This is a genomic window from Yinghuangia soli (assembly GCF_021502675.1).
Classification (GTDB): Bacteria; Actinomycetota; Actinomycetes; order Streptomycetales; family Streptomycetaceae; genus Yinghuangia; species Yinghuangia soli.
The window spans coordinates 332,032-357,212 of the sequence record NZ_JAKFHA010000005.1; the positions used below are offsets into that span (position 1 = coordinate 332,032).

Here is a 25,181-nt window from a genome sequence, read left to right on the forward strand (position 1 = left end):
TCCTCAGGGGAGTACGGCGATGGCTTCCACCTCGACCATCAAGTCCGGCTCGGCGAGGGTGGCGATGCCCAGCAGGGTGATCGGCTTGACCGGGTCGATGCCGGCCTTTGCCGCGGCCCGGCCGATGCCCTCGCCCAGCAGCGGCATCTTGTCGGCGGTCCAATCGACCACGTAGACCGTCAGCTTTGCGACGTCCTCGAACGTGCCGCCGATCGCGGTGATCGCGGTGTTCACGTTCAGGAACGCCTGCTCGACCTGCGCCGCGAAGTCGCCCTCGCCGACCTTGTTGCCGTCCGCGTCCCGGGCGACCTGGCCGGCCAGGAACACCATCCGCGACCCCGTCGCGATCGAGAGCTGGCGGTAGACCTCGGGCTGCGGAAGGCCTTCGGGGTTGATCAGCTGCACGCTCATGACCACTCCTCTGCGATGTCCGGACAGGTCCGACGACGCTTAACATAGCAACGTTATGTATTCTGGGGCCATGGCAAGGAGCAAGGATCCGGCGGTACGCGCCCTGCTGCTGGAGCGCGCCGCGCACATGCTGCGCACCCGGCAGCCGGTCACCCTGCGCTCGCTGGTCGACGGCACCGGTGTGTCCACGATGGCGGTCTATACGTACTTCGGTGGCATGGACGGCTTGTGGACCGCGCTGCGCCAGGAGGGCTTCCGGCGTCTGGCGGCACGGCTGGACACCGTGGACGCCACCGCGGACTCGGTGCGCGACCTGACCGCGCTGGGTGCCGCGTACATGTCCAATGCCCTTGCCGACCCGGATATCTACCGTGTCATGTTCGACGCCGGCTTCGACCTCGAGGACGCCGCGGCCGCCGACGCGACCCTGCACCGCCTGGTCGACGCGGTCGAACGCGCCAAGGGGGACGGGCGGTTCCGCCCCGACGTGGACGCTGTCGAGCTGGCCACCCGCAGCTGGGTGATCGGGCACGGTCTGGCCTCGCTCGTCGCCGGAGGTCCGCTGCCGGACGCCGCGCTGGCGCACGGAGTGCCGCTGCTCGCTGCGCTGTTCGCGAGTGCGGGGGACGATCCGGTACGCAGCCGCCGGTCGGTCGAGGCAGGGTGGGTGGTCGAGGTCCCGGAGAGCGGTGTGCTGGTCGGCTAGATTGGGGCGGAATCCGTCCGATTCTGCGAGAAGTTGGTCGACAATGGTCACATCTGGGAGCCGCTCGGAGAATCCCGGCGACCAAGCTCCGTCGGACGCTGCGCCGGAGCCCGGGCCGGTCGTCGGCGCGGGCTACGCCGCAGCGGCCGGCGAAACCGAAGGTGTGCGACCTTCCGGGACCGCTGGAGCCGAACGCACCGCGGAGCTTCTCCATGACGAACTCGTCGCGGGCGGCTACCTCCTGCCCGAATGGGAAGGTCCCTGGCGGGCCGTCGACCGCGAGCACTTCGTCCCCGAACGCGTCTGGGTGCCCGATCCCGACGGCTACCGGCGCCTGGACCGCGCCGACGACCCGGCTCGCTGGCGTTCCCTCGTCCACACCGACACCGCGCTCGTGACGCAGGTCGAAGGGGGCGCTTCCGAACCGGAGTTCTCCCGGCACCCCACCAGCAGCGCCAGCATGCCGCGCATGGTCGCGCGCCTGATGGCGGCGCTCGGCACCGCCGACGGCAACACCGTGCTGGAAATCGGCACCGGCGTCGGCATCGGCGCCGCACTGCTCGGCGAACGCCTCGGCGACGACCGCGTCACCTCTGTGGAAGTCGACCCGCGGATCGGCGCCCGCGTCGCCGACGTCTTGGCGCGTTCAGGACGCCACCCCCACCTCGGCGTCGGCGACGGCACCGCGGGGTGGCCCGAACGCGCTCCGTACGACCGCTTGTTGTCGACGTTTGCGGTCCACCGCGTGCCCTGGGCCTGGGTCGACCAGACGCGTCCCGGCGGACGGATCGTCACTCCTTGGGCCAGCGCGTTCTACAACGGCGTCCTGCTTGCGCTCGATGTCGGGGAGGATGCCGAAGGCAAGTTTGCGGCGGGCAGGGTCATCGGCGACGCGGCCTTCATGTGGGAACGCGGCCTCAGCACGGAACCACCGGAGCTCCCGGCGCACACCGCTAGCGCTACCGTCCAGCGCACGACCCGCCTTGACCCCTGGCAACTTGCCGGCGATCGCGATGCGGCGTTCGCGGTCGGACTCTTGGTCCCTGGCATCACCGGGCACGTCACCCGGCCGTACGGCGGCGGTGCCGAGACGCCGCTCGACAACTTCACCCTGACCCTGACCGACCCGGGGTCCGGTTCCTGGGCCGCGATCGAACACGTCGTGGACGCAGAGGAATTCACTGCGCGCGCAGCAGGCCCCCGTGACATCGTCACCGACGTCGAGCAGGCGGTTGCCTGGTGGACGGCCAACGGCCGACCCACCCGCACGCGCTACGGCCTCACCGTCCGCGGGGACGCCCAGACGGCGTGGCTGGATACCCCCGACAACTCCGTACCCGTGATCACCTTTTAGCCGGGCTCGGCGGCGGGTGGGCGACGGGGCGTTAGCCCACGCGGGTGGGGACTGCCCCATTCGGCCCAAGCCGACGCGCGACGCGCTCCGCGCCGTGGCGAGACTGAAGAGTCCTCTTGCTATCTCCTGAAATGGACTTCGCCGTGGCGATCGCCGTCATCTTCCAGATCCCGGGCATGACTCAGGCCCAGTACGACCAGAGCGCGGACGCGGTCACCGGCGGCCGCGGGGCGGTGCAGAACGTCACGGACTGGCCCGTCCCCGGCCTGTTGTCGCACACCGCCGGCCCCACTCCCGACGGGTGGTTCGTGGTGGACGTCTGGGAATCGGAGGAGGCGTTCCGCCAGTTCGGCGAGATCATCATCCCGATCCTGAACGGCCTGGGCGTCGCCGACGCGCAGCCGAAGGTCTACCCCGTCCACGCGATGGTGAAGAGCTAGGACGCCTGTCGGACCGGCTCAGAGATGAAGCCGACCGACTCGGGCAGGTGGCCGTCGACGAGGTAGGCAGCCGGCGGCCACCCCACCCGCACGCGGTACGGCCACACTGTCCGCGCGGAGGCCGGCGTTGGCGCGTCAAGGTCGGGCAGGGCGCCCCTGGCCTTCGAAGTCAGTCGTCGTTTGAACCCGGCTGGTCGCCAGTGAGGTCCGCAAGCAGTGTGGCGTGGGCGGCGATGAGCCTCCAGCCGGTCTGCTCGTCGCGAGTCCACGTCCGGGTGTAGCGCATGCGGGCAGCGAACGGCTGGCCGCCGATGGCGCCCTCCAGCACGCCGAGGAACCAGGTCACGCCCGTAGTCGGGGTGGCCCGTACGCGCAGTTCCTCTTCTTCGACACGGTGCAGCACCTGCTGCCCCGACTTGTGCGCATCCAGGTCGTCTTGCTTGGAGTAGATCTGCCCGTCCGGACCGGTGAACCAGAGGGCATCGTCGATCAGCTCCGCCAGTGCGTCGACGTCGGAAGCCAGCTGGGCGGCCTGCAAACGCCGCTCGGCAGTACGAAGCTCTTCGGACAGGTCGGGGTTCGGCGTGTGATTCGACATGGTCCCCATCATGGCCTGCGGATGACCGCACCACGCTTTGGCGTCGCGATGAATCCCGACGAGTACCGCAGTGGTTCCAGCAGGTGGGCGGACGTCTACCGCAGGCTATCCGCGCGGTGGGTCAGCCAAGTGGCCTCCGCCGGCGTGATGTTCGGGTCGGTCAGGCGGGCCTCGATGACCTCGCGGAGGCGGGGTGCCGGGTCGGTGTGGGAGCCGCGGTGCAGGCCGTGGAGCAGGGTGCTGCGGATGCGGCGGGCCGCGAAGCCCGGGACCTGGGCGGCGCCGACTGCCGCCAGGGTCATGGCGAGGTCCGCGGCCGGGTCGCCTGCGTGCGCGTTGCGCCAGTCGATGACCACCGGGCCGCGGCCGGTCAGGATGACGTTGCCCGGGTGGAAGTCGAGGTGGAGGATCCGGTCGCCCGGCCCGCCGGCAGCCGTCGGGAAGCGCCTGGGCAGCCAGTCGGGTGCGGGCAGCGCATGCAGGCGGTCGTGGAGGGCGCCCAGTTGCCGGCCCAACGTGTGGGCCCGCCAAGGGCGTCGGGGTAGTTCGTCCAGCATCGTCGGCCCGGTCAGGCGCTCCAGCACCATGTCGGTCTCGGTGTGCTCGTACACCTGCGGTACGGGGAATCCGCGCTCCGACAGGTACGCCATCAGCCGGGCCTCGGCCTCTGTCGGCCCGCCGTGCCGGTAGCGGCGTAGTACTCGGGACTCGTCCAGGGCGTATACGTCCGCGTCCCGCCCCCGTGCGATCAGCTCCATACGGGCAGTTTGCCTTGCGCCGCCGCGTGGTGCGGGGTCGTGTGAGAGCAGAACGTACCCGGGAAAAGCGTCGGCGCCGGGTCCTGGGGACCGCGACGCCGTCTGTGCGAGGAAAGCGAACGGACTAAGGCAGAAAAAGATGAGAAGGAAGCCCGTTCATGGCCTCGTCGAGGTCGACGCTATCAGTCAGCCCGGGATCAGGTCGCGCAGATTTTCCGGGGTGAAGACGCGCGAGTCCGGGTGCAGGCCGGCCGGACGCTCCAGACCGAGGTACGTGACCGGCCCCTCCGGCAGCGTATCGCCGTCCCACACCGTGGTTTCCGTGGCCTGCTCGGTCAGCAGGTCGACCAGGTACGCGATCGTCAGCGGCGTGTGGTCGAAGATGCTGCGCAGCAGCGCCGCCACCGAGGCCTGGCTGCCCTCGACCGTGTTGGCGTACGGGCTGCCGTTCAGGTAGATGTGCAGCCACTTGGCGTACCAGGACCCGTCCTCGCCGCGCCGGAAGGCGAGCGGCAGGGCGACGCGGCCCGGGCCGCGCAGCTCCGACTTCATGCGGACTGTACGCGGCTCGAACGGGCGGCCCTTCTGCTCGCCTTCGCGCAGCATGAACCCGAAGAACGACTCCTCGCACTGCTCGAAGCTCTCGCCCGAGTAGATGTTCACCTGCGGCACGATGAAGCCGCCCGGGACCGACCCCAGCCGCAGGTTGATGAACTCCGAAGCCCCGTCCGGGGCATCGGTGATGTCGCCGGAGTGCTCGCCGTGCGCGCCGGTCAGCGCGGTGTACGACAGCCACGACGCGTTGCCGTACGCCTCGTCCAGCAGCAGCGCGGACAGGTCGTAGTCGGTGCGGTGGGACGTCTGCTTCCAGTACACGAAGAAGCGCAGCAGCTCGCCGTCCACCCGGCTCACCGACCCGCGCGGCAGCGAGCCGAAGCCGCCGGACGTGGCCTTTCCGCTGATCGGGACCGCCACGTCCAGGATCTCCGGGTCGACCAGCAGGTGCCCGGGAGCCGGCAGGCGCCGCCGCATCTCGGCATCGATGGCGGCGGTCAGCCGTACGCATGCGTCGGCGGGCACCGGCGCGCGGGTGTCCTCGACCGCGCAGGCACCGCCGAACCGGTTCACGAAGATGCGCCGCGGCTGGTCGGCATCGAGGTTGCCGGTCCCGGCGTCCGTCGCGCGGTTGGCGAAGTGCTCGCGCAGCGACAGCAGGACGCGGCCGGAGACCTTGGGCATGGCCGACTCCACGGACGCGGTGACCGCGTCGCACTCCTCGAAGCTGCGCGCCTCGCGCAGCAGCCGGTCGGACGCGCGCATCAGCCGGCCCGGTGCGCCGGCCAGCAGCCGTGCCGCACCGGCGACATCGCGTGCCGCGAGCAGTTCCTCGACGCGGCTGTCGAACGTCGGCGCCGCCAGCTCGCCCCGCGCGACCGCGAACACCTGCGCGGCATGCGGCAGCTTCGGGAACTCGTGCGGGTGCAGCCGCTCGCCCAGGCGCTTGAACGGCTCCCGGTGCAGGTTCGCGTCCGCGAGCTTCGCCGGGGACGCCGCGACGACGCCGTCGAGCGCAGTGAGCAGCGCGCGGCGGATGCGGCGCGGGAACGACTTGAACCGGGTGGGCACGACCAGCGCGACATCACCGTCGGACACCACGCACGCCAGCCGCAGCACATCCGTGACGGTGTCGACCAGCAGCTCCGCACCGGCCTCCAGGCGTACGAAGTTGACGACGGCGCGGTTCTCGCGCACCGGGATCGCCTCGGGCTGCGGGCCGTCCGCGCAGTGTCCGGCCAGGACGGCGAGGCTGCCCAGCGCCGGCTTGTCCAGCGGTGTGGTGCTGCCGGCCAGGGCGAGGTACAGCGCGGTGGCCTCGGCCGCGGAGTCGCCGCCCGCGTGCAGCACGGTCACGCGGTCGCCCGCCGCGGGGATCAGCTCTTCGTGCGCGGCCAACATCTCGGCGTACGTGTGCTGGTACGTCCCGTAGCCCGGAAGCGTCAGCAAGTTGAGCGTGCCGTAGCTGAGTTGCTCCTCGATACCGGGCCGGAGGATGTCGATGGCCAGCGCCTTGACGACCAGACTGGTCCAGAAGTCGATGGTGTCCGGCACGTTTGCCGGGAAGTCGATGAAGTAGCTGTTGTGCGCGACGTGGCTGCCGACCATCTCGCCCACGACCGGGAGCGTCTGCCGCGCGATCTCGACGACGACACCGTCAGCCAGCGCCGAAAGCCGTTCGAGCAGCTCCGCGGAGAGCTTGAAGCCCACCGACATCAACGCGGAATCGAACTGCCGAGCAGCGACCTCGCCCCTTCCGGAAGGTCCGGCAGGCAGGGGTATGCGAAGCGTGTGGCGTACGACGAGGGCATCCAGAGGGTGAACCATCCTGCGCATGCTTCCAGACGCAACACCCCACCCGCATCGCAGTTTGCCGCCGCTCCCCGGCAGCAGCGCATGCCGGCGCCGGGGCGGCCGCGTGTGCAGCTGCCCCGGCGCCGGCCCGGCCGGTCACCTCTTCGGCAGCCCCCAGGCCGAGCAGCGTGACCAGGTCGTACGCCACGTGCGAGGCCGCCACCGCGGTGATCTCCGCGTGGTCGTACGCCGGGGCGACCTCGACCACATCGGCGCCGACGAGGTTCAGTCCTGCCAACCCCCGCAAGATCTCGAGGAGTTCGCGGGACGTCATGCCGCCCGCCTCCGGCGTGCCGGTGCCCGGCGCGTGCGCGGGGTCCAGGACGTCGATGTCGATCGAGACATATAGCGGGCGGCCGCCGATCCGGTCGCGGAGCGCACCGACGGTCTCGTCGACGCCGCGCCGCATGACATCCGCCGACGTCACGATGCCGAACCCGAGGCGGCGGTCCTCCTCCAGGTCGCGCTTGCCGTAGAGCGGGCCGCGGGTGCCGACGTGGCTCAGCGCCTCGGTATCCACGACGCCCTCCTCCACGGCGCGCCGGAACGGGGTGCCGTGGGTGTACTCGGCACCGAAGTAGGTGTCCCAGGTGTCGAGGTGCGCGTCGAAGTGCAGGACGGCGACCGGGCCGTGGCGCTTCGCGACGGCTCGCAGCAGCGGCAGCGCGACCGTATGGTCGCCGCCGATCGTCACCAAGCGGGTCCCGTCCGCCTGGAGTTCGTCCGCGGCGTGCTCGATGGCCTCGATCGCCTCCCCGATGTCGAACGGATTGACCGCGATGTCCCCGGCGTCCGCCACCTGCCGGACCGCGAACGGCTCGGCGTCCAGACCCGGATGATACGGGCGCAGCAGCCGGGAGGCCTCGCGTACCGCGGTCGGCGCGAAGCGTGCGCCGGGGCGGTAGGAGACACCGCTGTCGAAGGGGATCCCGACGACCGCGATGTCGGCGCGGGGGACTTCGTCCAGCCGGGGGAGGCGGGCGAAGGTCGCCGGTCCGGCGTACCGCGGGATCCGGGAGGAGTCGACGGGGCCGCGGGGGTGGTGGTTCATCGGCTTTCGGTCTTTCGGTCGGGGAGGCAGCCGGTCAGGTCGACTGGGCAGGAGCAGCGGACGCCGGGTTCGAGCCGTGGCCCGCAGGACCGGGGAGGTCCGGGGGCGGGGCGGCGCCGGACGCGCTCAGCTTCGGCGTCGGCCGGCGGAACCCGCGGGTGAGGACCAGCAGGTACACGACGCCGACCGAGAACCAGCATGCACCGATCGCGACTGCCGTCCCGCTGAGCCGGGTGAGCATGTACACCGTGGCGAGCGCGCCGGCCGCCGGCAGCACCACGTACCCGAACACCGGCAGCCGGTGTCCGCGGCGGTTCCGGAAGTAGTGGGTCACCACACACAGATTCACGACCGTGAACGCGGTGAACGCCCCGAAATTGATGAACGACGTGGCCGTCTCCAGCGAGAGCCCCAGCCCGAGCAGGCACATCGCCCCGGTGGCGAGCACGCAGAACACCGGCGTCCGGGTACGGCCGTTCAGTGCACCGAAGACCCGCTTGGGCAGCACCCCGTCGCGGCCCATGGTGTACAGCAGCCGGCTCGAACTGAGTTGGACGGCAAGCCCCGAGGCGAACCCGCCCACGATGGTCGCCATGTTCAGCCAGTCGGCGAACCGCTCGCCGCCGACCTGGACGGACATCGTGTACGCGGCGATCTCCGGGTCTTCGAACACGCCGCCCGGGTGCACCAGTTGCATGACGAAAGCGGCGGTGGTGAACAGCACGCCGCCGATCGCGACGACCAGGACCACGGCCCGGGGAATGGTCCGCTGTGCATCACGCGTCTCCTCGGAGAGCGTGGTGACCGCGTCGAAGCCCAGATACGAGTACGCCGCGACCGCTGCAGCCGCCGTGACCGCCGCGGCGCTGCTCTCCGCGTTCCACAGCGGCGCGCCGTACGACGCCGGCGGGTGGTCGACGAGGAACACCAGGCAGTACGCGACGAACACCAGGACCAGCAGGAACGCGAGCCCGGTCAGCACCTTGTTGACCCGGTCCGACAGGGCGAGTCCGACGATGTTGACCGCGGTGGTCAGCGCCGCGTTGACCAGCAGCCACGTCCACACCGGGATACCGGGGAACTGGGCGTTCAGGTAAAGCGATTGCAGCAGCCACGCGACCATCGGGAGGAACAGGTAGTCGAGCAGTACGCTCCAGCCGACGAGGAACCCGACCGGTGCACCGAGCGTGCGGCGCGCGTAGACGTACGCCGATCCGGAGACCGGATAGGCGCGTGCCATCTTGGCGTAGCTGAAGGCGGTGAGGCTGATCGCCGCCGTGGCGAGGAGCAGTGCGCCGGCGGCCGTGCCGTTGCTGCTCGCCGCGATCACCCCGAAGATCGCCATGACCATGCCGGGCGACATGTACGCGACCCCGAACGCGACCACGGAACCCAGCGAAAGCGTCGGAGCCAGCCGGCCGGCGTCTGCATCGGTGGCCGGTGCACTCCCGCCTGTTCTGCTCGCTTTCACGCGTCCTCCTTGGCTGCCGCGGGGCGGCGGAACACGGCCGGAGCAGCCGGACGCAGGGGCTCCGGCGTCTCGGGGGAGATCGCCGGGCGCCAGGTGGCGGGGTCGATACGGCCGTTGTAGAGCGGGAGTTCGAGTGGCGAGTCGCCGTCTTGGAAGTGGTCCCAGGGCCATGAGTCGCCGCTCGTCCCGAACTTCCGGGCAGCCGGGACGTGGTCGAAGTCGACGACGCTGAGGATCGTGGCGTCCTCGCTGCCCGACGTCGCGACCCGGATGTTGCCTTCCGGGTCGACCAGCAGCGTCTTGCCGACCGCGGTGGGCGCCGCGCCGTTGACGCTGGCCACCCAGATCTGGTTGACGATGGCGTTGGCCTGGTTGACGGGGATCTCCTGGGCCCGGCCGGCGGTCGGCGTCTGCACGATGTTGACCACCAGCTCGGCACCCATCCAGGCCAGGTGCCGCGTCACCTCCGGGTACCAGGCGTCGTAGCAGATCGAGAGTCCGACGCGACCGGTGCCGGGCATGTCGAACACCACGAACTCGCTTCCCACGTCCACGGGTTCGTACGGCCGCCAGGTGAAGATCTTGCGGTAGCTCGCGACCAGGCGGCCGTCCGGGGCGTAGACCACGGCGGTGTTGAAGACCCGGCCGTCGTCGGTCAGCTCCAGGACGGTGCCGGGGATCAGCCAGATGCCGAGCTCGCGGGCAAGGTCGCCGAGTGCTCGGCCGCGCGGTCCGTCGAGAGGCTCGGCGTACCGGGCGGTGAATTCCTCGTCCGACATCTCGCCGAGGCCGAGCGAGCACAGGTGGAGCTCCGGATAGACGACGAGTTGTCCGGCATTGGGGGACTTCATGCGGCGGCGCAGGCCCTCGGCGAAGTCGGCGAACGACTCGGCGGCGGCCTGGACAAGGGTCAGGCGCAGATGGCGACTCATGGGGCAGGACTCCTCGGAGGAGACGGAGCGGCGGCGGCTCCCGGCCGGGCCGCCGCTCTGCATGTTTCCAAATAAGAAACTTTTGATGTCTACTGAGAAACTCGGGCAAGTATCCGAGCGCCGGAAAGCTCTGTCAAGATGTGGAGACCCGTGGACGAGCCAGATGGAGGGGCGATGAGAGCGGTCGGCCCGGAAGCCTCCGACTCGCCGGTCAGAATCGGGGCCAAGCTGCGCGGCAGCCGCCTCGCGCAGGGCATGACGGTCGAGCAGGTCGCCGCCGCGACCCGGCTCAGCAAGGGCTTCATCAGCAAGGTGGAGCGCGACGAGACGTCCCCGAGCGTCGCGACCCTCGTCACGCTGTGCCAGGTCCTGTCGCTGCCGATCGGCTCACTGTTCGAGGAAGCGGACACCGCGACCGTCGAACTCGCCGACGCCCCCCTCGTCAACCTGGGCGGCACCGGCGCCACCGACCGCATGGTGACCCCGCGCGGCCAGGCCAAGGTCCAGGTCCTGCGCTCCACCCTGAAGCCGGGCGCGGACGGCGGCCAGCGGCTGTACACCATCAACTGCGAAGTCGAGGTCGTGCACGTCATCTCCGGCGCCCTGACCGTCGTCTTCGCCGGTCACGAGGTCCCCTTGGGCCCCGGCGCCACCTTGACCTTCCCCGGCGGCGAACCCCACACCTGGCGCAACACGGGTGACGGCACCACCGAAGTCGTCTGGGTCATCACCCCCGCCGCCTGGAGCGGCTCGAACTAGCGGGTGGCACGGTGCCGCCGCGCGCTGCGGCGGTTCCCGGACAGCAAGAAGCCCATGCGGGCGCCGGGTATACCGGCGCCCGCATGGGCGGCGTTGCTCAGTTCGACGCGGGCGCCGTGAGCCTGAAATAGGGGAGGCGGGCGAGGGGGGCGTCTACTGTCACTGTTGTGGGGCCTTCGTATGTCCGGGTGTCGTCGGCGGTCCAGGTGCCTGGGGGGATTTCGACGGTGCGGGTGGTGGCGCCCTGGATGGTCACGGGGGCGACCATCAGGGTGTCGCCGATCAGGAACTGGTCGGTGACGTCGGCGTAGCCTTGGTCGGGGTACGCCCACTCCAGGGGGCGCTGGATGGGTTCGCCGGATTTGGCCGACTCTTCGGCTATGGCCAGGATTTCGGCGCCGAAGGCGGTGTGCAGGGCCGCGGCTTGCCGGACGATCTCCAGGTGTTCGGGGGAGAGCAGGCGCCACGGCGCGGCCGAGAACTGCATCATCGGGAACAGGGCGGCGATCTGGGCGTAGCGGACGAAGAGTTCGGCGTCGAAGCCGTCGCCGTCATCGGAGGGCACGAAGCGGAATTCGCCGCCGCCGATCATGTCCGGGCAGGTGAACGCGTGGCCGGTGACGGCCTGGGCCAGCGCGTTTGGGATCAGGCTCTCGATCCCGAAGCGGTCCTCCCACTGGTGGTACTTGTCCTGCTGGCGCTGGGCGAGGGGCAAGCCTGCCGTACGCCAGGCCTCGCGGTATTCGTTGAGCGGCCAGGCGAGGCCTATGCGGTTCCAGGCCAGGACGTACGCCTCGGGATCGGCGATCCCCATCCGCCGCCACCACTCGGCGTCGCCGCCGTCGAACTTGAAGCCGTCGATGCCGAAGTCGGACTGGAGACGGGTGAGTTGGTCTTGCAGCCAGGTGACTGCCTCGGGGTTGAGCAGGTCGAGTGCCGAGCTCCAGCCGTTCCACCAGTGCCCGACTGCCGCCCGGTAGCGCGCCTCTGGGTCGGCGACCAGCAGGTCCGCGTCGTTGAGGGTGCGGGCGGTCGGCGAGTCGGGGGTGACGTACGGGACCAGCCACAGCATCACCTTGAAGCCGAGCTCGTGGAGCCGGGCGACCATTGCTGCGGGATCGGGGAAACGGCCCGGATGGAACGTCCAGTTGCCGTAGTCGTTGCTCCACTGGTCGTCGATCATGATGACGCCCGGCGCGAAGCCCTCGGCGAGTACGCGTTCGGCGTACGCCAGGACCTTCTCCTGCGTCGGCTCGAAGACGGTCTCGATCCACAAGTTGTACTGCGGCGCGGTGAAGAGCAGCGGCTCGGGCATCGTGCCGCTCGCCGGGTAGTGGCGGGCCAGGACGTCTCGGTACGCGCCGCGCAGGTCGCCGAATTCGGAGGCATATTCGAGGACCGCGGTGGCGGAGTGGGGAGTCACGGTCAGCTCTTCGGTGCCGACCGTGAAGGAGAACGTGTCGGTGCTGTGCACCCAGCGCCCCCGGTTCGACAGCAGCAGCGGCATGCCCTGGTTGCCGAGCAGGTCGCGCAGGTCGAAGGAGTAGCCCGCCGGGTACGGCATGCTGCGCCCTTCCGCGGACGCGCCGCCCCACCAGCGTTCGCCGTCGAGCAGCGGGAGGGTGAGCGGCGTGCCGGGGGCGGTCTCGCGTACGGCGGTCATGAGTGGGGTGCTCCTGGAATCGTCCGGGTGAATACGCCCCTCGATCGGGGGCAGCGCCCAGGGGACCGGCCGGGTCGAGACGTACTGCACGCGTCTCGGCCCGGCCGGCCGTCCCGGCTACTTGATGGTGAAGCCCTGCTCCTTGCCGTACGTCTTGATGCGCTCCTGCCAGGCCGCCAGGCCCTGGCCCAGGTCGCCGCCGCCCTGCAGGGACTGGCCGACGGTGTCCTTGAAGACGCTGTTGGCGTACACCTGGAACGGCAGGTACTGCCAGTCCGGGCGGACCGCCTTCGACATGTCCGCGAAGACCTCGTTCGGCTTGCTGCCCGGGAAGAACGGCACCTCGGCGGAGCGGAAGCCCGGGTCGTCCAGCAGCACCTTGGTGGCCGGGAAGAGGCCGACCTCGCTGTTGAGCGACTTGACCGCCTCCGGGTCGGAGTTCAGCCACTGCGCGAAGGCCACCGAGGCCTCCTTGTTCTTGGCCTGCGTGGTCACCGCGACCGACGAGCCGCCGTTCTCCGCGCTGGCGCCGCCCGGCATCGGGGCGACCGACCACTGGCCCTTGCTCTGCGGGATGTTCTTCTCCAGCACCGCCGGCGCCCACGCCCCGGTGATCCAGATCGGGTACTTGCCGGCCGCCATCGACTTCCACCACTCGTCGTTCCAGCTGCCGGTGACGTCGATCAGCTTGTCCTTGATCAGCGGGCCCATGGTGTCCGCATACGCCTTGGCGCCCGCGTCGTCCTTCAGGTTCACCGTGACGTCGGTGGTGCCCTCGACCTTGAACGGCTTGCCGCCGAAGTCCCACATGAAGCTGGTCGCGGTGCCCGGGTCGCCCGGGTCGACGTAGGTGACGTACGAGGACGGGTCGGCCTCGTGCACCTTCTTCGCCAGCGCGGCGAACTCCTCCCACGTCTTCGGGGCGGCCGCGCCGAGCTTGTCGAGGATGTCCTTGCGGTAGAACATCGCCATCGGCCCGGTGTCCTGCGGCACGCCGTAGATGCCGCCCGCGACGTTGACCTGCGACCACGCGGACGCGGCGAACTTGTCCTTGAGGCTCCCCACGCCGTAGTCGGCCAGGTTGACCAGCGACTTGGTGAGGGCGAACTGCGGCAGGGCGAAGTACTCGATCTGCGCGACGTCCGGGGCGCCGTTGCCGGCCTTCATGGCCGTGGTGAGCTTGGTGTACTGGTCCTTGGACTGGCCGACGTTGACGACCTCGACGTTGATGTTCGGGTACTTCTTCTCGAACAGCGCGACGGTCTTCTCGATGTTCGGCACCCACGACCAGAAGGTGATCGTGGCCGGCTTGTCCAGCGCGCCCTGCACGGCGGCCGGGTCGACCTTGGGGCCGTCGTCGGACTTGCCGCCGCCCGAGCCGCCGCCGCACGCGGCCAGCGCCAGGGCCAGCGCGGCCGCCGTGGCCGTCGTCAGGGCATGCTTCATCGAACTGCGCATTTCGGGCACTCCAAAGGCAGGTGTGAGCGATCGGGGGACGTGCGTATGGGGGCGCCCGGGACGGGGCGCGGTGCGGTGCGCTTACTGCTTGACGCCGCCCGCGGACAGGCCGGACTCCCAGAAGCGCTGCAGGAACAGGAAGGCGACCACCAGCGGGACGATGGCCAGCAGGCTGCCGGTCAGCACCAGCGGCAGGATCGGGATGGCGCCGGCGCCGCTGCCGCCCTGGGCCATCGAGTTCCACTGGTGCAGGCCGACGGTCAGCGGGAACAGGTCCGGGTCGTTGAGCACGATCAGCGGCAGGAAGTAGTTGTTCCAGGTCGCCACGAGCGTGAAGAGCAGCACGGTCACGAACCCGGGGGCGAGCAGGCGCAGCGAGATGGTGAAGAAGATGCGCAGCTCGCCGGCCCCGTCGATGCGGGCCGCTTCGAGCATCGCGTCCGGGACGGCGTCCTTGGCGTACACCTGCATGAGGTACAGGCCGAACGGGCTTGCCAGCGTGGGCAGCAGGACCGCCCACGGAGTGTTGACGATGCCCATCTCGCTGAACAGCAGGTACGTCGGGACCGCGAGCGCGGTCGCCGGGATCGAGATGGCGCCGAGCACGAGGGCGAACAGGAACTTGCGGCCCACGAAGTCGTACTTGGCCAGCGCGTACCCGCCCATCGTGGCGATCATCGCCGCACCGCCGGCGCCGACCACCGAGTAGAGGAGGGTGTTGCCGAACCAGCGCAGGTAGATGCCGTCGTCGTAGGTGAAGACGTCGTGGATGTTCTCGAAGAGGTGGAAGCCGTCGCCGAACCACAGGCCGGGGGAGTCGAACAGGGTCTGGTTCGACTTCGTGGCGCTGATGGTCAGCCACACGAGCGGGACCAGGGCGTACGCCAGCATCAGACCCATGGCCACGGTCAGCGCGGTGCTCTTGCCGCGCCGGCGGCGCGGCTTGCGGCTCAGCGGGCGGACCGGCCTCTTTCGCGGACCCGGGACGGGAGCGGCCGACGGCTGCGCCTCGGTGGTCTCTGCGCTCACAGCATGCGCTCCCTTCGGGCGGTCACCAGCTGCACGACGTACGCGACCACCACCGTCACCAGCCCGAGCATCACCGCGATCGCCGCCGAGTAGTTGAACTGCCGGCCTTCGAAGGCGAGGCTGAACGCGTACATGTTGGGCGTGTAGTTCGTGGTGATGACCGCGGGGGCCAGGGCCTGCAGCACGCTCGGCTCGTTGAACAGCTGGAACGTGCCGATCACCGAGAAGATCGTGGCGAGCAGCAACGCGGGCCGCAGCGCCGGGAGTTTGATGCTCCACGCCTTTCGGATGGATCCTGCACCGTCCATCTCGGCAGCCTCGTAGAGCTCGTCGGGGATCGCCCGGAGCGCCGCGTAGAAGATCAGCATGTTGTAGCCCACGTACGACCACGTGACGATGTTGCCGATCGAGGCGAGCATCCAGCCGCTCGCCAGGAAGTCCGGCAGGTCCACGCCGAAGAGGTCCTCGACCTCGCCGGCCAGGCCGAAGCGGTCGCCGTATATGTAGCCCCACATCAGTGCGGCGACCACGCCGGGCACCGCGTACGGCACGAAGATGCCGATCCGGAAGACCCCCGGCGCGCGCAGCCGGCCGCTGTCGATGACCAGGGCGGCGAGCAGGGCGAGGCCCAGCATCAGCGGGACCTGGATCGCGAAGAACAGCGCGACGCGGCCCAGGCCCACGTGGAACAGGGTGTCCTCGAGGGCCTTGGCGTAGTTGTCCAGGCCCACGAACGACGTGCCGCCGATCATCCGCTCCTGATACAGGCTCAGGTTGACCGCGTAGACCAGCGGGGCGACCACGCCGATGGCGAAGACCGCCAGGAACGGCAGGAAGAAGGCGTGTGCGGTGAGGTTGCGCCGGACGGCGCTGCGCCTCACCGCCGGCCCCGGTGGTGGCCCCGGCGGTGGCCCGGGGCCTGCTCGACTCTCACGGGAAGTCCTCCGTGTCGTGTTAGCGCAAACATGGCTGCGCGATCGGAAGTGTGTCCACCGGCCTCCGATAGTGTCAAGAGGAAGGCATTCCGTGATTCTGGTTGGGCGAACAATCCGTATTTGGAATGAAATAAGCGCGGGATGATTCCCGCAGCGGGGCATCCGGGGCGGCTTCGCCAGGCCTGTTGACCTCTCCGTCATGTTTGCGCAAACATGACGACGCGCCTCCCGGTCGTCACGACGCCCGGGGTGCCGAAGTGAGAGGATGCCGTTCATGGTTGAGGCCGGCCGCCGCAAGGCCGTCGAGAATCACCGCGGTCGTCCGCCGTCCATGGCCGACGTCGCGGCACTTGCGGGTGTTTCCGCGCAGACCGTCTCGCGGGTGGTCAACGGCAGCCGCAATGTCGACCCCGAGACGCAGGACCGCGTGGAGCGGGCCATGCGCATGATCAACTACCAGCCCAACAGCGCCGCCCGGGCGCTGGCCACGGGCCGGAACAAGATGATCGGCATCATCAGCTTCGACCTGGAGGCGTACGGCAACGCCCGTGCCCTGCAGGCGATCGTCGCCCGCGCGCAGTCGCACGACTACTCGGTCGACGTGGTCACGGTGAAGCACTCGAACGAAGGCGACATCGCCAAGGCGTTCCAGCGGCTCCGCCGGCAGAACGTGGACGGGATCATCGTCAACCAGGCGCAGGTCCTCGACAGCTTCCTGTCGCTGCCCACCGGAGTGCCGGTCGTCGTCGTGGACGGCGACATCGAGCACCGGTACCGCGGAGTGCAGACCGACCACGCCGCCGGTTCCGCGATCGCGGTGCGCCACCTGCTGGACCTGGGCCATGAGACGGTCTGGCACCTGGCCGGACCGAACCTCTCGATCCCGGCCCGCCGCCGGGCCGAGGCCTGGCTGGCCGCGCTCAACGACGCCGACCGCCCGGTTCCCCAGGTCCTGTACGGGGACTGGACGGCGGCCTCCGGATACGAGGTGGGCCGCGAGATGGCCCGGATCCCGGAGATGACCGCGGTGTTCGCGGCCAACGACCAGATGGCCCTGGGCCTGATGCGCGCACTGCACGAAGCCGGCCGGTCGGTCCCCGGCGACGTCAGCATCGTCGGCTTCGACAACATCCCCGAATCCGGCTACTTCCTCCCCCCGCTGACCACCATCGACCAGGACTTCGAGGCCATCGGCCGGGAGAGTGTCGAGCTGCTGATGGCGCAGCTGGCCGGCACGGACACCCCGGAGGCCCGCGGGGTCACCACGATCACCCCCCGGATCGTCGTCCGGTCCAGCACCACCCGGCGGGCGCGTCCCCCGTCGGATGCTTCTCCGCGCGGCTCCGCCCCCCGCTCCTGACGCTGCGTCATAGGACCGGCCCCTCAGGGCTGTTCCGGTGGCATCGCATCCGCACGCCTGGTGATGTTAGCGCTAACATGCCCGGCGGCCGGTGGCCACTGAACGTGTTCGGCCGGCGTGTGCCGAGCCGACATCCACCGAACTCTCCTGCGAAGGACCCACGTGAGTACTCCGGAAGCCACCCCCGCCCAGCGCGTACGCCGCCTCCGCGACCGCCTCGGCGGCATCGGCTTCGGCGGCGACTACAACCCCGAGCAGTGGGACGACGCCACCCGCGCCGAGGACATGCGCCTCATGCGCGCCGCCGGCGTCAACCTGGTGAACCTCGCGATCTTCGCCTGGGGCCGCGTCGAACCGGCGCGCGACGCCTACGACTTCAGCTACTTCGATGCCGTCATGGACGACCTCGCCGCCAACGGCATCGTCGCCGACCTCGCGACCATGACCGCCTCCCCGCCCGCCTGGCTGGCCGCCGAGCACCCCGAGATCCTCCCGGTCACCGCCGACGGCCTCGTGTTGTCGCCCGGCGGCCGCCAGCACTACTGCCCCTCCAGCCCCGTCTTCCGCGACCGCGCGGTCCGCCTCGTCGAAGCGGTCGCCACCCACTACCGCGACCACCCCGCACTCGGCCTGTGGCACGTCGGCAACGAGTACGGCATCCACATAGCCGAGTGCTACTGCGACACCTCGGCCGCCGACTTCCGCCGCTGGCTCGCCGACCGCTACGGCGGCATCGACGCGCTCAACGCCGCCTGGTCCACCGACTTCTGGTCGCAGCGCTACACGTCGTTCGACCAGATCCTGCCACCGCGCAGCGCACCGACCTACCCGAACCCCTCGCAGCAGCTCGACTTCAAGCGCTTCAGCAGCGACGCCCTCCTCGCCTGCTTCCGCCTGGAACGCGACGCGCTGCGCCGCATCACCCCCGACGTCCCGGTCACCACCAACTTCTTGGCCGGCCACAAGACCGTCGACTGGTACGCCTGGGCCCCCGAAATGGACGTCGCCGCCCTCGACAGCTACCCCGACCCGCACTGGGAGCACGCCCACATCGGTGCGGCCCTTTCGTACGACGCCCTCCGCGGCGCGACCGGCGGCGAGCCGTGGCTGCTCACCGAGCAGGCCCCCTCCGCGGTCAACTGGCGGGCCCGCAACGCCGGCAAGGTCCCCGGCAAGATGCGCCTGTGGAGCTGGCAGGCCGTCGCCCAGGGCGCGGACGCCATCATGTACTTCCAGTGGCGCCAATCCCGCGGCGGCGCCGAGAAGTTCCACTCCGGCATGGTCCCGCACGCCGGAGAAGAGAGCCGCGTGTACCGCGAGGTCCGCACTCTCGGTCGCGAACTCGCCCTCGCCCCCGAGCTGGTCGGCACCCGCACCCGCAACGACGTCGCCGTGCTGTTCGACTGGAACTCCTGGTGGGCCGTCGAACTCGACTCGCACCCTTCGGACGCCGTGCAGTGCCTGGACCGCGTCCTCGACCTGTACGCCCCGCTGTTCGCGCACGGCGTCGGCATCGACGTCGTCCACCCGTCCGCCGACCTGAGCGGCTACAAACTGGTCGTCCTCCCCGGGCTCTACATGCTCTCCGAGGAGAACGCCGCCCGCATCGCCGAGTTCGTCGAACGCGGCGGCTCGCTGCTGGCCACCTTCTTCTCCGCCATCGTCGACGAGAACGACCGCGTGCACCTGGGCGGGTACCCCGGCCCGCTGCGCGACGTACTCGGGGTGCGCGTCGAGGAGTTCTGGCCCACTGCGGAAGGCGAGGGCATACCTGTGCGGGCCGCCGACGGCACCCCCGAGCCGGCCGGCGCCGCATCCCTGTGGCGCGAGGACGTCGCCCTGCACGGCGCCCGCCCCGAACTCCTCTTCGCCGGACCCGACTGGGACGACCGCCCCGCCGCCACCGTGCACACGTACGGCGCCGGCACCGCCCGGTACATCGCGACCCGGCCCGACCCCGCCACCATGGCCGAACTCACCGCCCGCGCCCTGGCCGACGCCAAGGTCGCCCCGGTCCTGCCCGGACTGCCGCACGGCGTCCAGGCCGTCATCCGGCACAGCACCCCCGACAGCGGCCCGGCGTACGACGTGCTCATCCTGCTCAACCACACCGAGGACGAGCACGAGATCGAACTCCCCCTGGAGCGCTGCGACATGCTCGCCGCGGACCGCCCCGCCCTGAGCCGCGTCACCCTCGCCCCGCGCGCCGTCGCCGTCCTCGGCGGCACCGCACTCTCCGCTCCCCGCACCGACTGACCGAGGCCGGCCCCCGGGAACGAAGCCGGCCCCCAGGAACAGGACCAGGTACAGCGAACCATGGAACGCATCGAGACGCGGCTGGCCGACGGGCGCGAGCTCATCTACTACTTCGACACCGCGGCACCCGCCGCGGGAGTCCCCGCGGACACCCGCGACCTTGCCGAGACCGGCGGACCGCGGTCCGAACTCCGCCACGACGCGCTGCGCGGTGAGTGGGTGGTCGTCGCCGCCCACCGCCAGACCCGGACCCACCTGCCCAGCGACGACCAGTGCCCGCTGTGCCCGTCCACCGCGGACCGCGCCACCGAGATACCCGCGGACGCCTACGACGTCGCCGTCTTCGAGAACCGCTTCCCGTCCCTGGCCGGGGACACCGGACGCTGCGAAGTCGTCTGCTTCACCAGCGACCACCAGGCCTCGTTCCGCGACCTGACCCCGCTGCGCGCCCGGACCGTCGTCGACGCCTGGGCCGAACGCACCCGGGCGCTCTCCGAACTGCCGTCCGTGGAGCAGGTCTACGTCTTCGAGAACCGCGGCGCGGAGATAGGCGTCACGCTCGCCCACCCGCACGGCCAGATCTACGGCTACCCGTTCGTCACCCCGCGCACCCGCCGCACCCTGGACATCGTCCGCGCCCACCGCGACTGCACCGGCGGCGACCTCCACGCCGAGCGCCTCGACGCCGAACACGCGGACGGCAGCCGCATCGTGGCCCGCACCGAGCACTGGACGGCATTCGTGCCGGAGGCCGCGCACTGGCCGTTCGAGATCCACCTCTACCCGCACCGCAAGGTGCCCGACCTGCCCGCCCTCGACTACGCCGAACGCGACGACTTCGCCCGGCTCTACCTCGACGTACTGCGCCGCCTGGACGCCCTGTTCGGCGTGCCGATGCCGTACGTCGCCGCCTGGCACCAGGCGCCCGTCCGTGCCGACCGCGAACTGGCCTGGCTGCACCTGGAGTTGTTCAGTTCGCGGCGCGCCCCGGGCAAGCTCAAGCATCCGGCCGGCTCGGAGGCGGGAATGGACGTGTTCATCAACGACATCACCCCCGAACGCGCCGCCGAAATGCTGCGCACGGCAGGGGAGCCGGACCGATGACCCGCGGCCCGTACCGCATCGCCGTGGATGCCCGGTCCTCCGCCCGCCGCACCAGCACCCGAAACGAGCGCACATGACCGGCTTCGCCGAAGCCTTCGGCCGCACCCCCGACCTGGCCTGGCACGCCCCGGGCCGCATCAACCTGATCGGCGAGCACACCGACTACAACGACGGGTTCGTCCTCCCGGCCGCCATCCCGTACGGCGTGACCGCCCAGGTCGCGGCCCGCACCGACGGACTCGTGCGCATCGTCTCGGCCCAACTCGGCGGCGAGCCCGCCGAGATACCGCTCGATGCGCTCGCCCCCGGCGTGGTCGGCGGCGGCATCGCGTATGTGGCCGGGGTGGTGTGGGAGATGCGCCGCCGCGGACTGCCGGTCGCCGGCGTCGACATCCGCATCGACGGCGACGTCCCGCCCGGCGCCGGTCTGTCGTCCTCCGCCGCGATGGAATGCGCCACCGCCACCGCACTCGACGACCTGTGGTCCCTCGGTCTCGACCCGCTCACCCTGGTCGAAATCGCCCGGGCCGCCGAGAACGACTTCGTCGGCATGCCGTGCGGCGCCATGGACCAGGCCGCATCCGTGCTGAGCACCGCGGGGCACGCACTCTTCCTCGACACCCGCGCCATGGCCACCCGGCAGGTCCCGATCGACCCCGCCGCGGCCGGACTCGAACTCCTCGTCATCGACACCCGCGCCCCGCACCGCCTGGTCGACGGCGAGTACGCGCGCCGCCGCCGCAGCTGCGCCGAGGCCTGCACGGCCCTGGGCGTCGCCGCCCTGCGCGACCTGGACGCCGGAGACCTGCCCCGGGCGTTTGCCGTGCTCGACCCCGTCACGGCCCGCCGCGTCCGGCACGTCGTCACCGAGAACACCCGGGTGCTGGACACCATCGCCCTGCTGGACGCCGGCGCGGACCTGCGCACCCTCGGCCCGCTCCTGACCGCCTCGCACCACTCGCTGCGGGACGACTACGAAGTCTCCTGCGCCGAACTCGACACCGCGGTCGAAGCGGCCCTGGCCGCAGGCGCGTACGGGGCCCGCATGATGGGCGGCGGCTTCGGAGGTTCGGCGGTCGCCCTCGTCGACGCCGGAAAACGCGAGTGGGTCACCCACATCGTGCAGTCCGCCGCCGAACGCCGCCGCCTCGCCGCCCCCGAGGTGTTCCCGGTGGCCCCGGCGGCCGGAGCCCGGCGCGTGGCGGTGTGAGCGCAAACCTGACCGCGGCGGGGGAGGACGAGGTGATGGCCCTCCTCGCGCACCCGGCACCCGGACCGCTGACCCTGCGCCGCGAACCCTTCGGCCCCGCCCCCGACGGCACTCCCGTGTACCGCTGGACGTTCGGCGACCCGGCCGGAGTCACCGCGGCCGTCCTCACCTACGGCGCCATCCTCCAGTCCTGCCGCGTCCCGGACCGGGACGGCGTGCCCGGGGACGTCGTCCTCGGCCTTCCCGAAGTCGCCGACTACGCCGCCGACGAGACCTACCTCGGGGCCCTCGTCGGCCGCTACGCCAACCGCATCGCCGGCGCCCGCTTCGTCCTCGACGGCACCGAGTACCGCCTGCCCGCCAACGACCGCGGCAACACCCTGCACGGCGGACCCGACGGCTTCCACCGCCGCGTCTGGACGAGCGCCGGAATCGTCGGCGCCGACCGCGTGGGCGTACGCCTGCGCCTGCACAGCCCCGATGGCGACATGGGCTTCCCCGGCGCCCTGGACATCGAAGTCGCCTACACGGTCGACCGCTCCGGAACGCTCGCCGTCGACTACCAGGCCCGCACCGACCGGCCGACCGTCGTCAATCCGACCCAGCACGCCTACTGGAACCTCTCCGGCAGCGGAAACCGAAGCGCCGACGGAGGCAACGGAGACAACGGAGACATAGGCGCCCACCTGCTCGACGTCGCCGCGGACACCTACCTCCCGGTGGACGCGCACGGCATCCCGTACGGTCCCGAAGTGCCGCTCCACGGCACGCCCCTCGCCCGGCACGGGCAGCCGCTGCGCGACGTGCTCGACCCGGACGTCCGCGCCCGGCACCCGCAACTCGCCGCAGCAGGCGGCCTCGACCACTGCTTCGTCCTACGGCGTTCCGGCGGCGAAGAGCCCTCCGCGCCGCGTCTCGCCGCCCGCCTCGCCGACCCGCGCAGCGGCCGCATCCTCCGAGTGGCCACCACCGAACCCGGCCTGCAGGTCTACACCGCGAACGGCCCCACGCCGCCCTTCGGCAGCCATTCCGCGGTGTGCCTGGAGACCCAGCACTTCCCGGACGCGCCGAACCGGCCCACCTACCCCCCGACCGTCCTGCGGCCCGGGGAGCTCCACCGTTCGACCACGCACTACCGCTTCACGCATCTACCCATCGGGTCGAGGGCGTACGACGGATCCAGCCTCGGCATGCCCCCGGCCCCGGACTGACCGACCGAAGGACATCGTGAAGAAGACCCTCATCGGGGCCGTGCTGGCCGGCGGCCTGCTCGCCGGGGCACTCGCCGCCCCCGCGACCGGCAGCGCCGCCTCGGGCGCGCCCGCCGACGGCAATGCCGCCGGCAGCGCGTCCGCGAACGTACCGCTCGCCGACACGTGGGCGCCCCCGCTCAGCACCCGCGGGCGCTACATCGTCGACGCGAACGGCGACCGCTTCAAGCTCAAGTCCGCGAACTGGCATGGCGCACAGGGCTCGTGGACCGGCTCCGGGGACATCGCCGACCCGGCCAACCACAACGCCGGCGAGAAGTCCGACCAGATGCCGCTCGGCCTGGACCGCACTCCCATCGCGGCCATCCTCGCGGACTTCCGCAGCCTGGGCGTCAACAGCTTCCGGCTGCCGTTCTCCAACGAGATGCTGCACGACCAGCGGCCGGTGTCCGACGCCTCCGTCGCGGCCAACCCGCAGCTGCGCGGCAAGACACCGCTCCAGGTCTTCGACGCGGTGATCGCGGCAAGCACCGCGGAAGGCTTCGCGGTCGTCCTCAACAACCACACCAACACCTCGCGCTGGTGCTGCGGCCTGGACGGCAACGAACGCTGGAACACCTCGCAGTCGACCGCCCAGTGGGAAGCCGACTGGCTGTTCATGGCCGACCGCTACAAGGCGAACAAGCGCGTGGTCGGCGTCGACCTCTACAACGAGGTCCGGCGCACGATCACCGACGACGCCAACTGGGGCTGGGGCAACGACCACGACTGGTACGCCGCATCCCAGCGCGTCGCCGACCGCATCCTCACCCAGGTCAACCGCGACCTGCTCATCGTCGTGGAAGGCATCAACTGGCAGGGCATCCCCGCCGACGGCTTCTCGCACTGGCGGCCCACCCTGGAGCCGGCCCGGACTCTCTCGCACACGCTGGTCGACTCCGGGAAGCTGGTCTACTCCGCGCACTTCTACGGGTACACCGGCCCCAACCACACCGGCGCGACCGGCACCGGCGAGACGCACGACTGGCGCTACCAGGAGCTGTCCCGCACGGACCTGTTCGCGACGCTGCAGCGCCAGGCGTTCTTCGTCGCGGCGGACACCGGGCAGCACTACACCGCGCCGCTGTGGATCAGCGAGTTCGGCATCGGTGCCGCCGAGACCAATCCGCAGGCCCGCACCTGGTTCACGAACTTCGTGGACTACCTCGTCGCGAACGACACCGATTTCGCGTACTGGCCCGCACTCGGGTTCGCCGGGCACAACTCGTGGAACCTGCTCGAGTACCGCACCGACGGCACCCGCGACGGCATCCTCGACGGCGGCGACTGGCGCGCCGCCGACTGGCAGCGGCTGGTCTCCGCGGCCGGCCGGACCGGACCGGTCGCCGCGACGTCCACGTGGGACATGCTGAACCTCGACTTCGCGGACGCCGTGCAGTCGCGCCGCGTCCGCAGCATGCCCGACTGGGACTCCGGCGCCCGCAAGGCGGTCTGCCCGGACGGGCAGCGGGTCGTCGGCGTCGCGCACAAGGGCGGCCGCGGCCTGTGCACCGACGCGGGCGCGCCCGGCCTGGTCGACCCGTCCGGCGCGCTCACCGTCGTACGCGACGAGCGCTTCGTCCAGCAGGGCGACTGGGCAGGCGGCTACACCAAGTTCCAGTGCGCGCCGAACCAGGTCATGACCGGCTACAGCGTGCGCGGACAGGCCGTCTCGGGCGTCCTGTGCGCGACCGCGGTCCGGGCCCTGGGCACCAGCGGCCGCACCGTGTGGTTCGACCGCGGCGACAACCGCCCGGCCGGCAACCCCGGCGGCGAGTTCGCCTCCGGCAACTACAAGGGCCAGTGCGCCACCGACGAGTACGCCGCAGGCATCGCGTTCACCGGCGCCTGGGCCAAGGGCAAGACCCCGGACGCCCTGCTCTGCCGCAAGCTCTGACCTTCAGAACCACGACACACCCAGGACACACCAGGCGGGCGCCGCCCCCCCCCCCGGCCCGGGGGGGGGGCGCCCCCCCCCCCCGCCCCCCGGCCCGCGGCGGGCGCGGCGGCTGACGGAGCGAGGGGGG

General features: G+C 70.9%; 20 protein-coding genes and 1 pseudogene. 10 read left to right on the plus strand and 11 right to left on the minus strand.

The features are described 5' to 3' along the window. Positions 1–3: 3 nt before the first annotated feature. A complete protein-coding gene (locus tag LZ495_RS12725) occupies positions 4–411 on the minus strand; it encodes a RidA family protein (protein ID WP_235052237.1) in 408 nt (135 codons plus the stop codon). Positions 412–481: 70 nt separating this feature from the next. Between LZ495_RS12725 and LZ495_RS12730 the strand changes: the two genes are divergently transcribed. The 3 genes from LZ495_RS12730 (at position 482) to LZ495_RS12740 (ending at position 2,911) form a co-directional block, all read left to right on the plus strand. Continuing rightward, positions 482–1,117 (plus strand): TetR/AcrR family transcriptional regulator, encoded by a 636-nt coding sequence (locus LZ495_RS12730; protein ID WP_235052238.1) that lies wholly within the window; start codon positions 482–484, stop codon positions 1,115–1,117. A 163-nt stretch (positions 1,118–1,280) separates the two neighbouring features. Next, positions 1,281–2,471, plus strand: coding sequence for a methyltransferase domain-containing protein (locus LZ495_RS12735; protein WP_235052239.1), 1,191 nt, complete (start codon positions 1,281–1,283; stop codon positions 2,469–2,471). Positions 2,472–2,602: 131 nt separating this feature from the next. Next, a complete protein-coding gene (locus tag LZ495_RS12740) occupies positions 2,603–2,911 on the plus strand; it encodes a hypothetical protein (protein ID WP_235052240.1) in 309 nt (102 codons plus the stop codon). A 169-nt stretch (positions 2,912–3,080) separates the two neighbouring features. Here the strand turns inward: LZ495_RS12740 and LZ495_RS12745 are convergent, their stop codons facing one another. The 6 genes and pseudogenes from LZ495_RS12745 to LZ495_RS12770 form a co-directional block, all read right to left on the minus strand. Continuing rightward, positions 3,081–3,509: a nuclear transport factor 2 family protein gene (locus tag LZ495_RS12745; RefSeq protein WP_235052241.1), complete on the minus strand. Its 429-nt coding sequence runs from the start codon at positions 3,507–3,509 to the stop codon at positions 3,081–3,083. 95 nt (positions 3,510–3,604) lie between these two features. Next, positions 3,605–4,267 carry a phosphotransferase gene (locus tag LZ495_RS12750; RefSeq protein ID WP_235052242.1) on the minus strand — a complete coding sequence of 221 codons (663 nt, stop codon included), beginning with the start codon at positions 4,265–4,267 and terminating at the stop codon, positions 3,605–3,607. A gap of 186 nt (positions 4,268–4,453) precedes the next feature. Next, a complete protein-coding gene (locus LZ495_RS12755; RefSeq protein WP_235052243.1) occupies positions 4,454–6,649 on the minus strand; it encodes a TerD family protein in 2,196 nt (731 codons plus the stop codon). Between the two features lie 130 nt (positions 6,650–6,779). Beyond that, positions 6,780–7,727, minus strand: a pseudogene (speB, locus tag LZ495_RS12760) (agmatinase); the annotation flags it as partial. A gap of 34 nt (positions 7,728–7,761) precedes the next feature. Next, positions 7,762–9,198: an APC family permease gene (locus tag LZ495_RS12765; RefSeq protein WP_235052244.1), complete on the minus strand. Its 1,437-nt coding sequence runs from the start codon at positions 9,196–9,198 to the stop codon at positions 7,762–7,764. Then, complete coding sequence (locus LZ495_RS12770) at positions 9,195–10,130, minus strand: carbon-nitrogen hydrolase family protein (protein WP_235052245.1); 936 nt, start codon at positions 10,128–10,130, stop codon at positions 9,195–9,197. Before LZ495_RS12770 ends, LZ495_RS12765 begins: the two co-directional genes overlap by 4 nt. Positions 10,131–10,304: 174 nt before the next feature. On the opposite strand from LZ495_RS12770, the gene LZ495_RS12775 reads away from it, so the two are divergent. Next, on the plus strand, positions 10,305–10,889 hold the full coding sequence (locus LZ495_RS12775) for a cupin domain-containing protein (RefSeq protein WP_235052246.1): 585 nt from the start codon (positions 10,305–10,307) through the stop codon (positions 10,887–10,889). 97 nt (positions 10,890–10,986) lie between these two features. Here LZ495_RS12775 and LZ495_RS12780 read toward each other — a convergent pair whose 3' ends face one another. The 4 genes from LZ495_RS12780 to LZ495_RS12795 form a co-directional block, all read right to left on the minus strand. Further along, a complete protein-coding gene (locus LZ495_RS12780; RefSeq protein ID WP_235052247.1) occupies positions 10,987–12,552 on the minus strand; it encodes a glycoside hydrolase family 31 protein in 1,566 nt (521 codons plus the stop codon). Positions 12,553–12,669: 117 nt separating this feature from the next. Next, on the minus strand, positions 12,670–14,010 hold the full coding sequence (locus tag LZ495_RS12785) for an ABC transporter substrate-binding protein (RefSeq protein WP_235052248.1): 1,341 nt from the start codon (positions 14,008–14,010) through the stop codon (positions 12,670–12,672). Between the two features lie 81 nt (positions 14,011–14,091). Further along, positions 14,092–15,039, minus strand: coding sequence for a carbohydrate ABC transporter permease (locus LZ495_RS12790; protein WP_372498563.1), 948 nt, complete (start codon positions 15,037–15,039; stop codon positions 14,092–14,094). Further along, positions 15,036–15,920, minus strand: coding sequence for a carbohydrate ABC transporter permease (locus LZ495_RS12795; protein WP_235052249.1), 885 nt, complete (start codon positions 15,918–15,920; stop codon positions 15,036–15,038). Before LZ495_RS12795 ends, LZ495_RS12790 begins: the two co-directional genes overlap by 4 nt. Before the next feature lie 328 nt (positions 15,921–16,248). On the opposite strand from LZ495_RS12795, the gene LZ495_RS12800 reads away from it, so the two are divergent. The 6 genes from LZ495_RS12800 to LZ495_RS12825 all read left to right on the plus strand — a co-directional run bounded on the left by LZ495_RS12800 (position 16,249) and on the right by LZ495_RS12825 (position 25,051). After that, positions 16,249–17,334 (plus strand): LacI family DNA-binding transcriptional regulator, encoded by a 1,086-nt coding sequence (locus LZ495_RS12800; RefSeq protein ID WP_235052250.1) that lies wholly within the window; start codon positions 16,249–16,251, stop codon positions 17,332–17,334. 162 nt (positions 17,335–17,496) lie between these two features. Beyond that, positions 17,497–19,590, plus strand: coding sequence for a beta-galactosidase (locus LZ495_RS12805; protein ID WP_235052251.1), 2,094 nt, complete (start codon positions 17,497–17,499; stop codon positions 19,588–19,590). A 60-nt stretch (positions 19,591–19,650) separates the two neighbouring features. Continuing rightward, positions 19,651–20,694, plus strand: a complete 1,044-nt coding sequence (gene galT, locus LZ495_RS12810) for a galactose-1-phosphate uridylyltransferase (RefSeq protein WP_235052252.1) — start codon at positions 19,651–19,653, stop codon at positions 20,692–20,694. Positions 20,695–20,767: 73 nt separating this feature from the next. Further along, on the plus strand, positions 20,768–21,904 hold the full coding sequence (galK, locus tag LZ495_RS12815) for a galactokinase (RefSeq protein ID WP_235052253.1): 1,137 nt from the start codon (positions 20,768–20,770) through the stop codon (positions 21,902–21,904). Positions 21,905–21,939: 35 nt separating this feature from the next. Continuing rightward, complete coding sequence (locus LZ495_RS12820) at positions 21,940–23,115, plus strand: aldose epimerase family protein (RefSeq protein ID WP_235052320.1); 1,176 nt, start codon at positions 21,940–21,942, stop codon at positions 23,113–23,115. A 16-nt stretch (positions 23,116–23,131) separates the two neighbouring features. Continuing rightward, complete coding sequence (locus LZ495_RS12825) at positions 23,132–25,051, plus strand: glycoside hydrolase family 5 protein (RefSeq protein WP_235052254.1); 1,920 nt, start codon at positions 23,132–23,134, stop codon at positions 25,049–25,051. Positions 25,052–25,181: the final 130 nt, after the last annotated feature.

What these genes read in the sequence shown, in the direction of transcription:
- LZ495_RS12780 (WP_235052247.1), bottom strand. Translation starts at nt 12,552, where the DNA reads ATGACCGCCGTACGCGAGACCGCCCCCGGCACGCCGCTCACCCTCCCG.
- LZ495_RS12745 (WP_235052241.1), bottom strand. Translation starts at nt 3,509, where the DNA reads ATGTCGAATCACACGCCGAACCCCGACCTGTCCGAAGAGCTTCGTACT.
- LZ495_RS12740 (WP_235052240.1), top strand. Translation starts at nt 2,603, where the DNA reads ATGGACTTCGCCGTGGCGATCGCCGTCATCTTCCAGATCCCGGGCATG.
- galK (WP_235052253.1), top strand. Translation starts at nt 20,768, where the DNA reads ATGACCGGCTTCGCCGAAGCCTTCGGCCGCACCCCCGACCTGGCCTGG.
- LZ495_RS12725 (WP_235052237.1), bottom strand. Translation starts at nt 411, where the DNA reads ATGAGCGTGCAGCTGATCAACCCCGAAGGCCTTCCGCAGCCCGAGGTC.
- LZ495_RS12785 (WP_235052248.1), bottom strand. Translation starts at nt 14,010, where the DNA reads ATGCGCAGTTCGATGAAGCATGCCCTGACGACGGCCACGGCGGCCGCG.
- LZ495_RS12750 (WP_235052242.1), bottom strand. Translation starts at nt 4,267, where the DNA reads ATGGAGCTGATCGCACGGGGGCGGGACGCGGACGTATACGCCCTGGAC.
- LZ495_RS12755 (WP_235052243.1), bottom strand. Translation starts at nt 6,649, where the DNA reads ATGGTTCACCCTCTGGATGCCCTCGTCGTACGCCACACGCTTCGCATA.
- LZ495_RS12800 (WP_235052250.1), top strand. Translation starts at nt 16,249, where the DNA reads ATGGTTGAGGCCGGCCGCCGCAAGGCCGTCGAGAATCACCGCGGTCGT.
- LZ495_RS12775 (WP_235052246.1), top strand. Translation starts at nt 10,305, where the DNA reads ATGAGAGCGGTCGGCCCGGAAGCCTCCGACTCGCCGGTCAGAATCGGG.
- galT (WP_235052252.1), top strand. Translation starts at nt 19,651, where the DNA reads ATGGAACGCATCGAGACGCGGCTGGCCGACGGGCGCGAGCTCATCTAC.
- LZ495_RS12730 (WP_235052238.1), top strand. Translation starts at nt 482, where the DNA reads ATGGCAAGGAGCAAGGATCCGGCGGTACGCGCCCTGCTGCTGGAGCGC.
- LZ495_RS12770 (WP_235052245.1), bottom strand. Translation starts at nt 10,130, where the DNA reads ATGAGTCGCCATCTGCGCCTGACCCTTGTCCAGGCCGCCGCCGAGTCG.
- LZ495_RS12820 (WP_235052320.1), top strand. Translation starts at nt 21,940, where the DNA reads ATGGCCCTCCTCGCGCACCCGGCACCCGGACCGCTGACCCTGCGCCGC.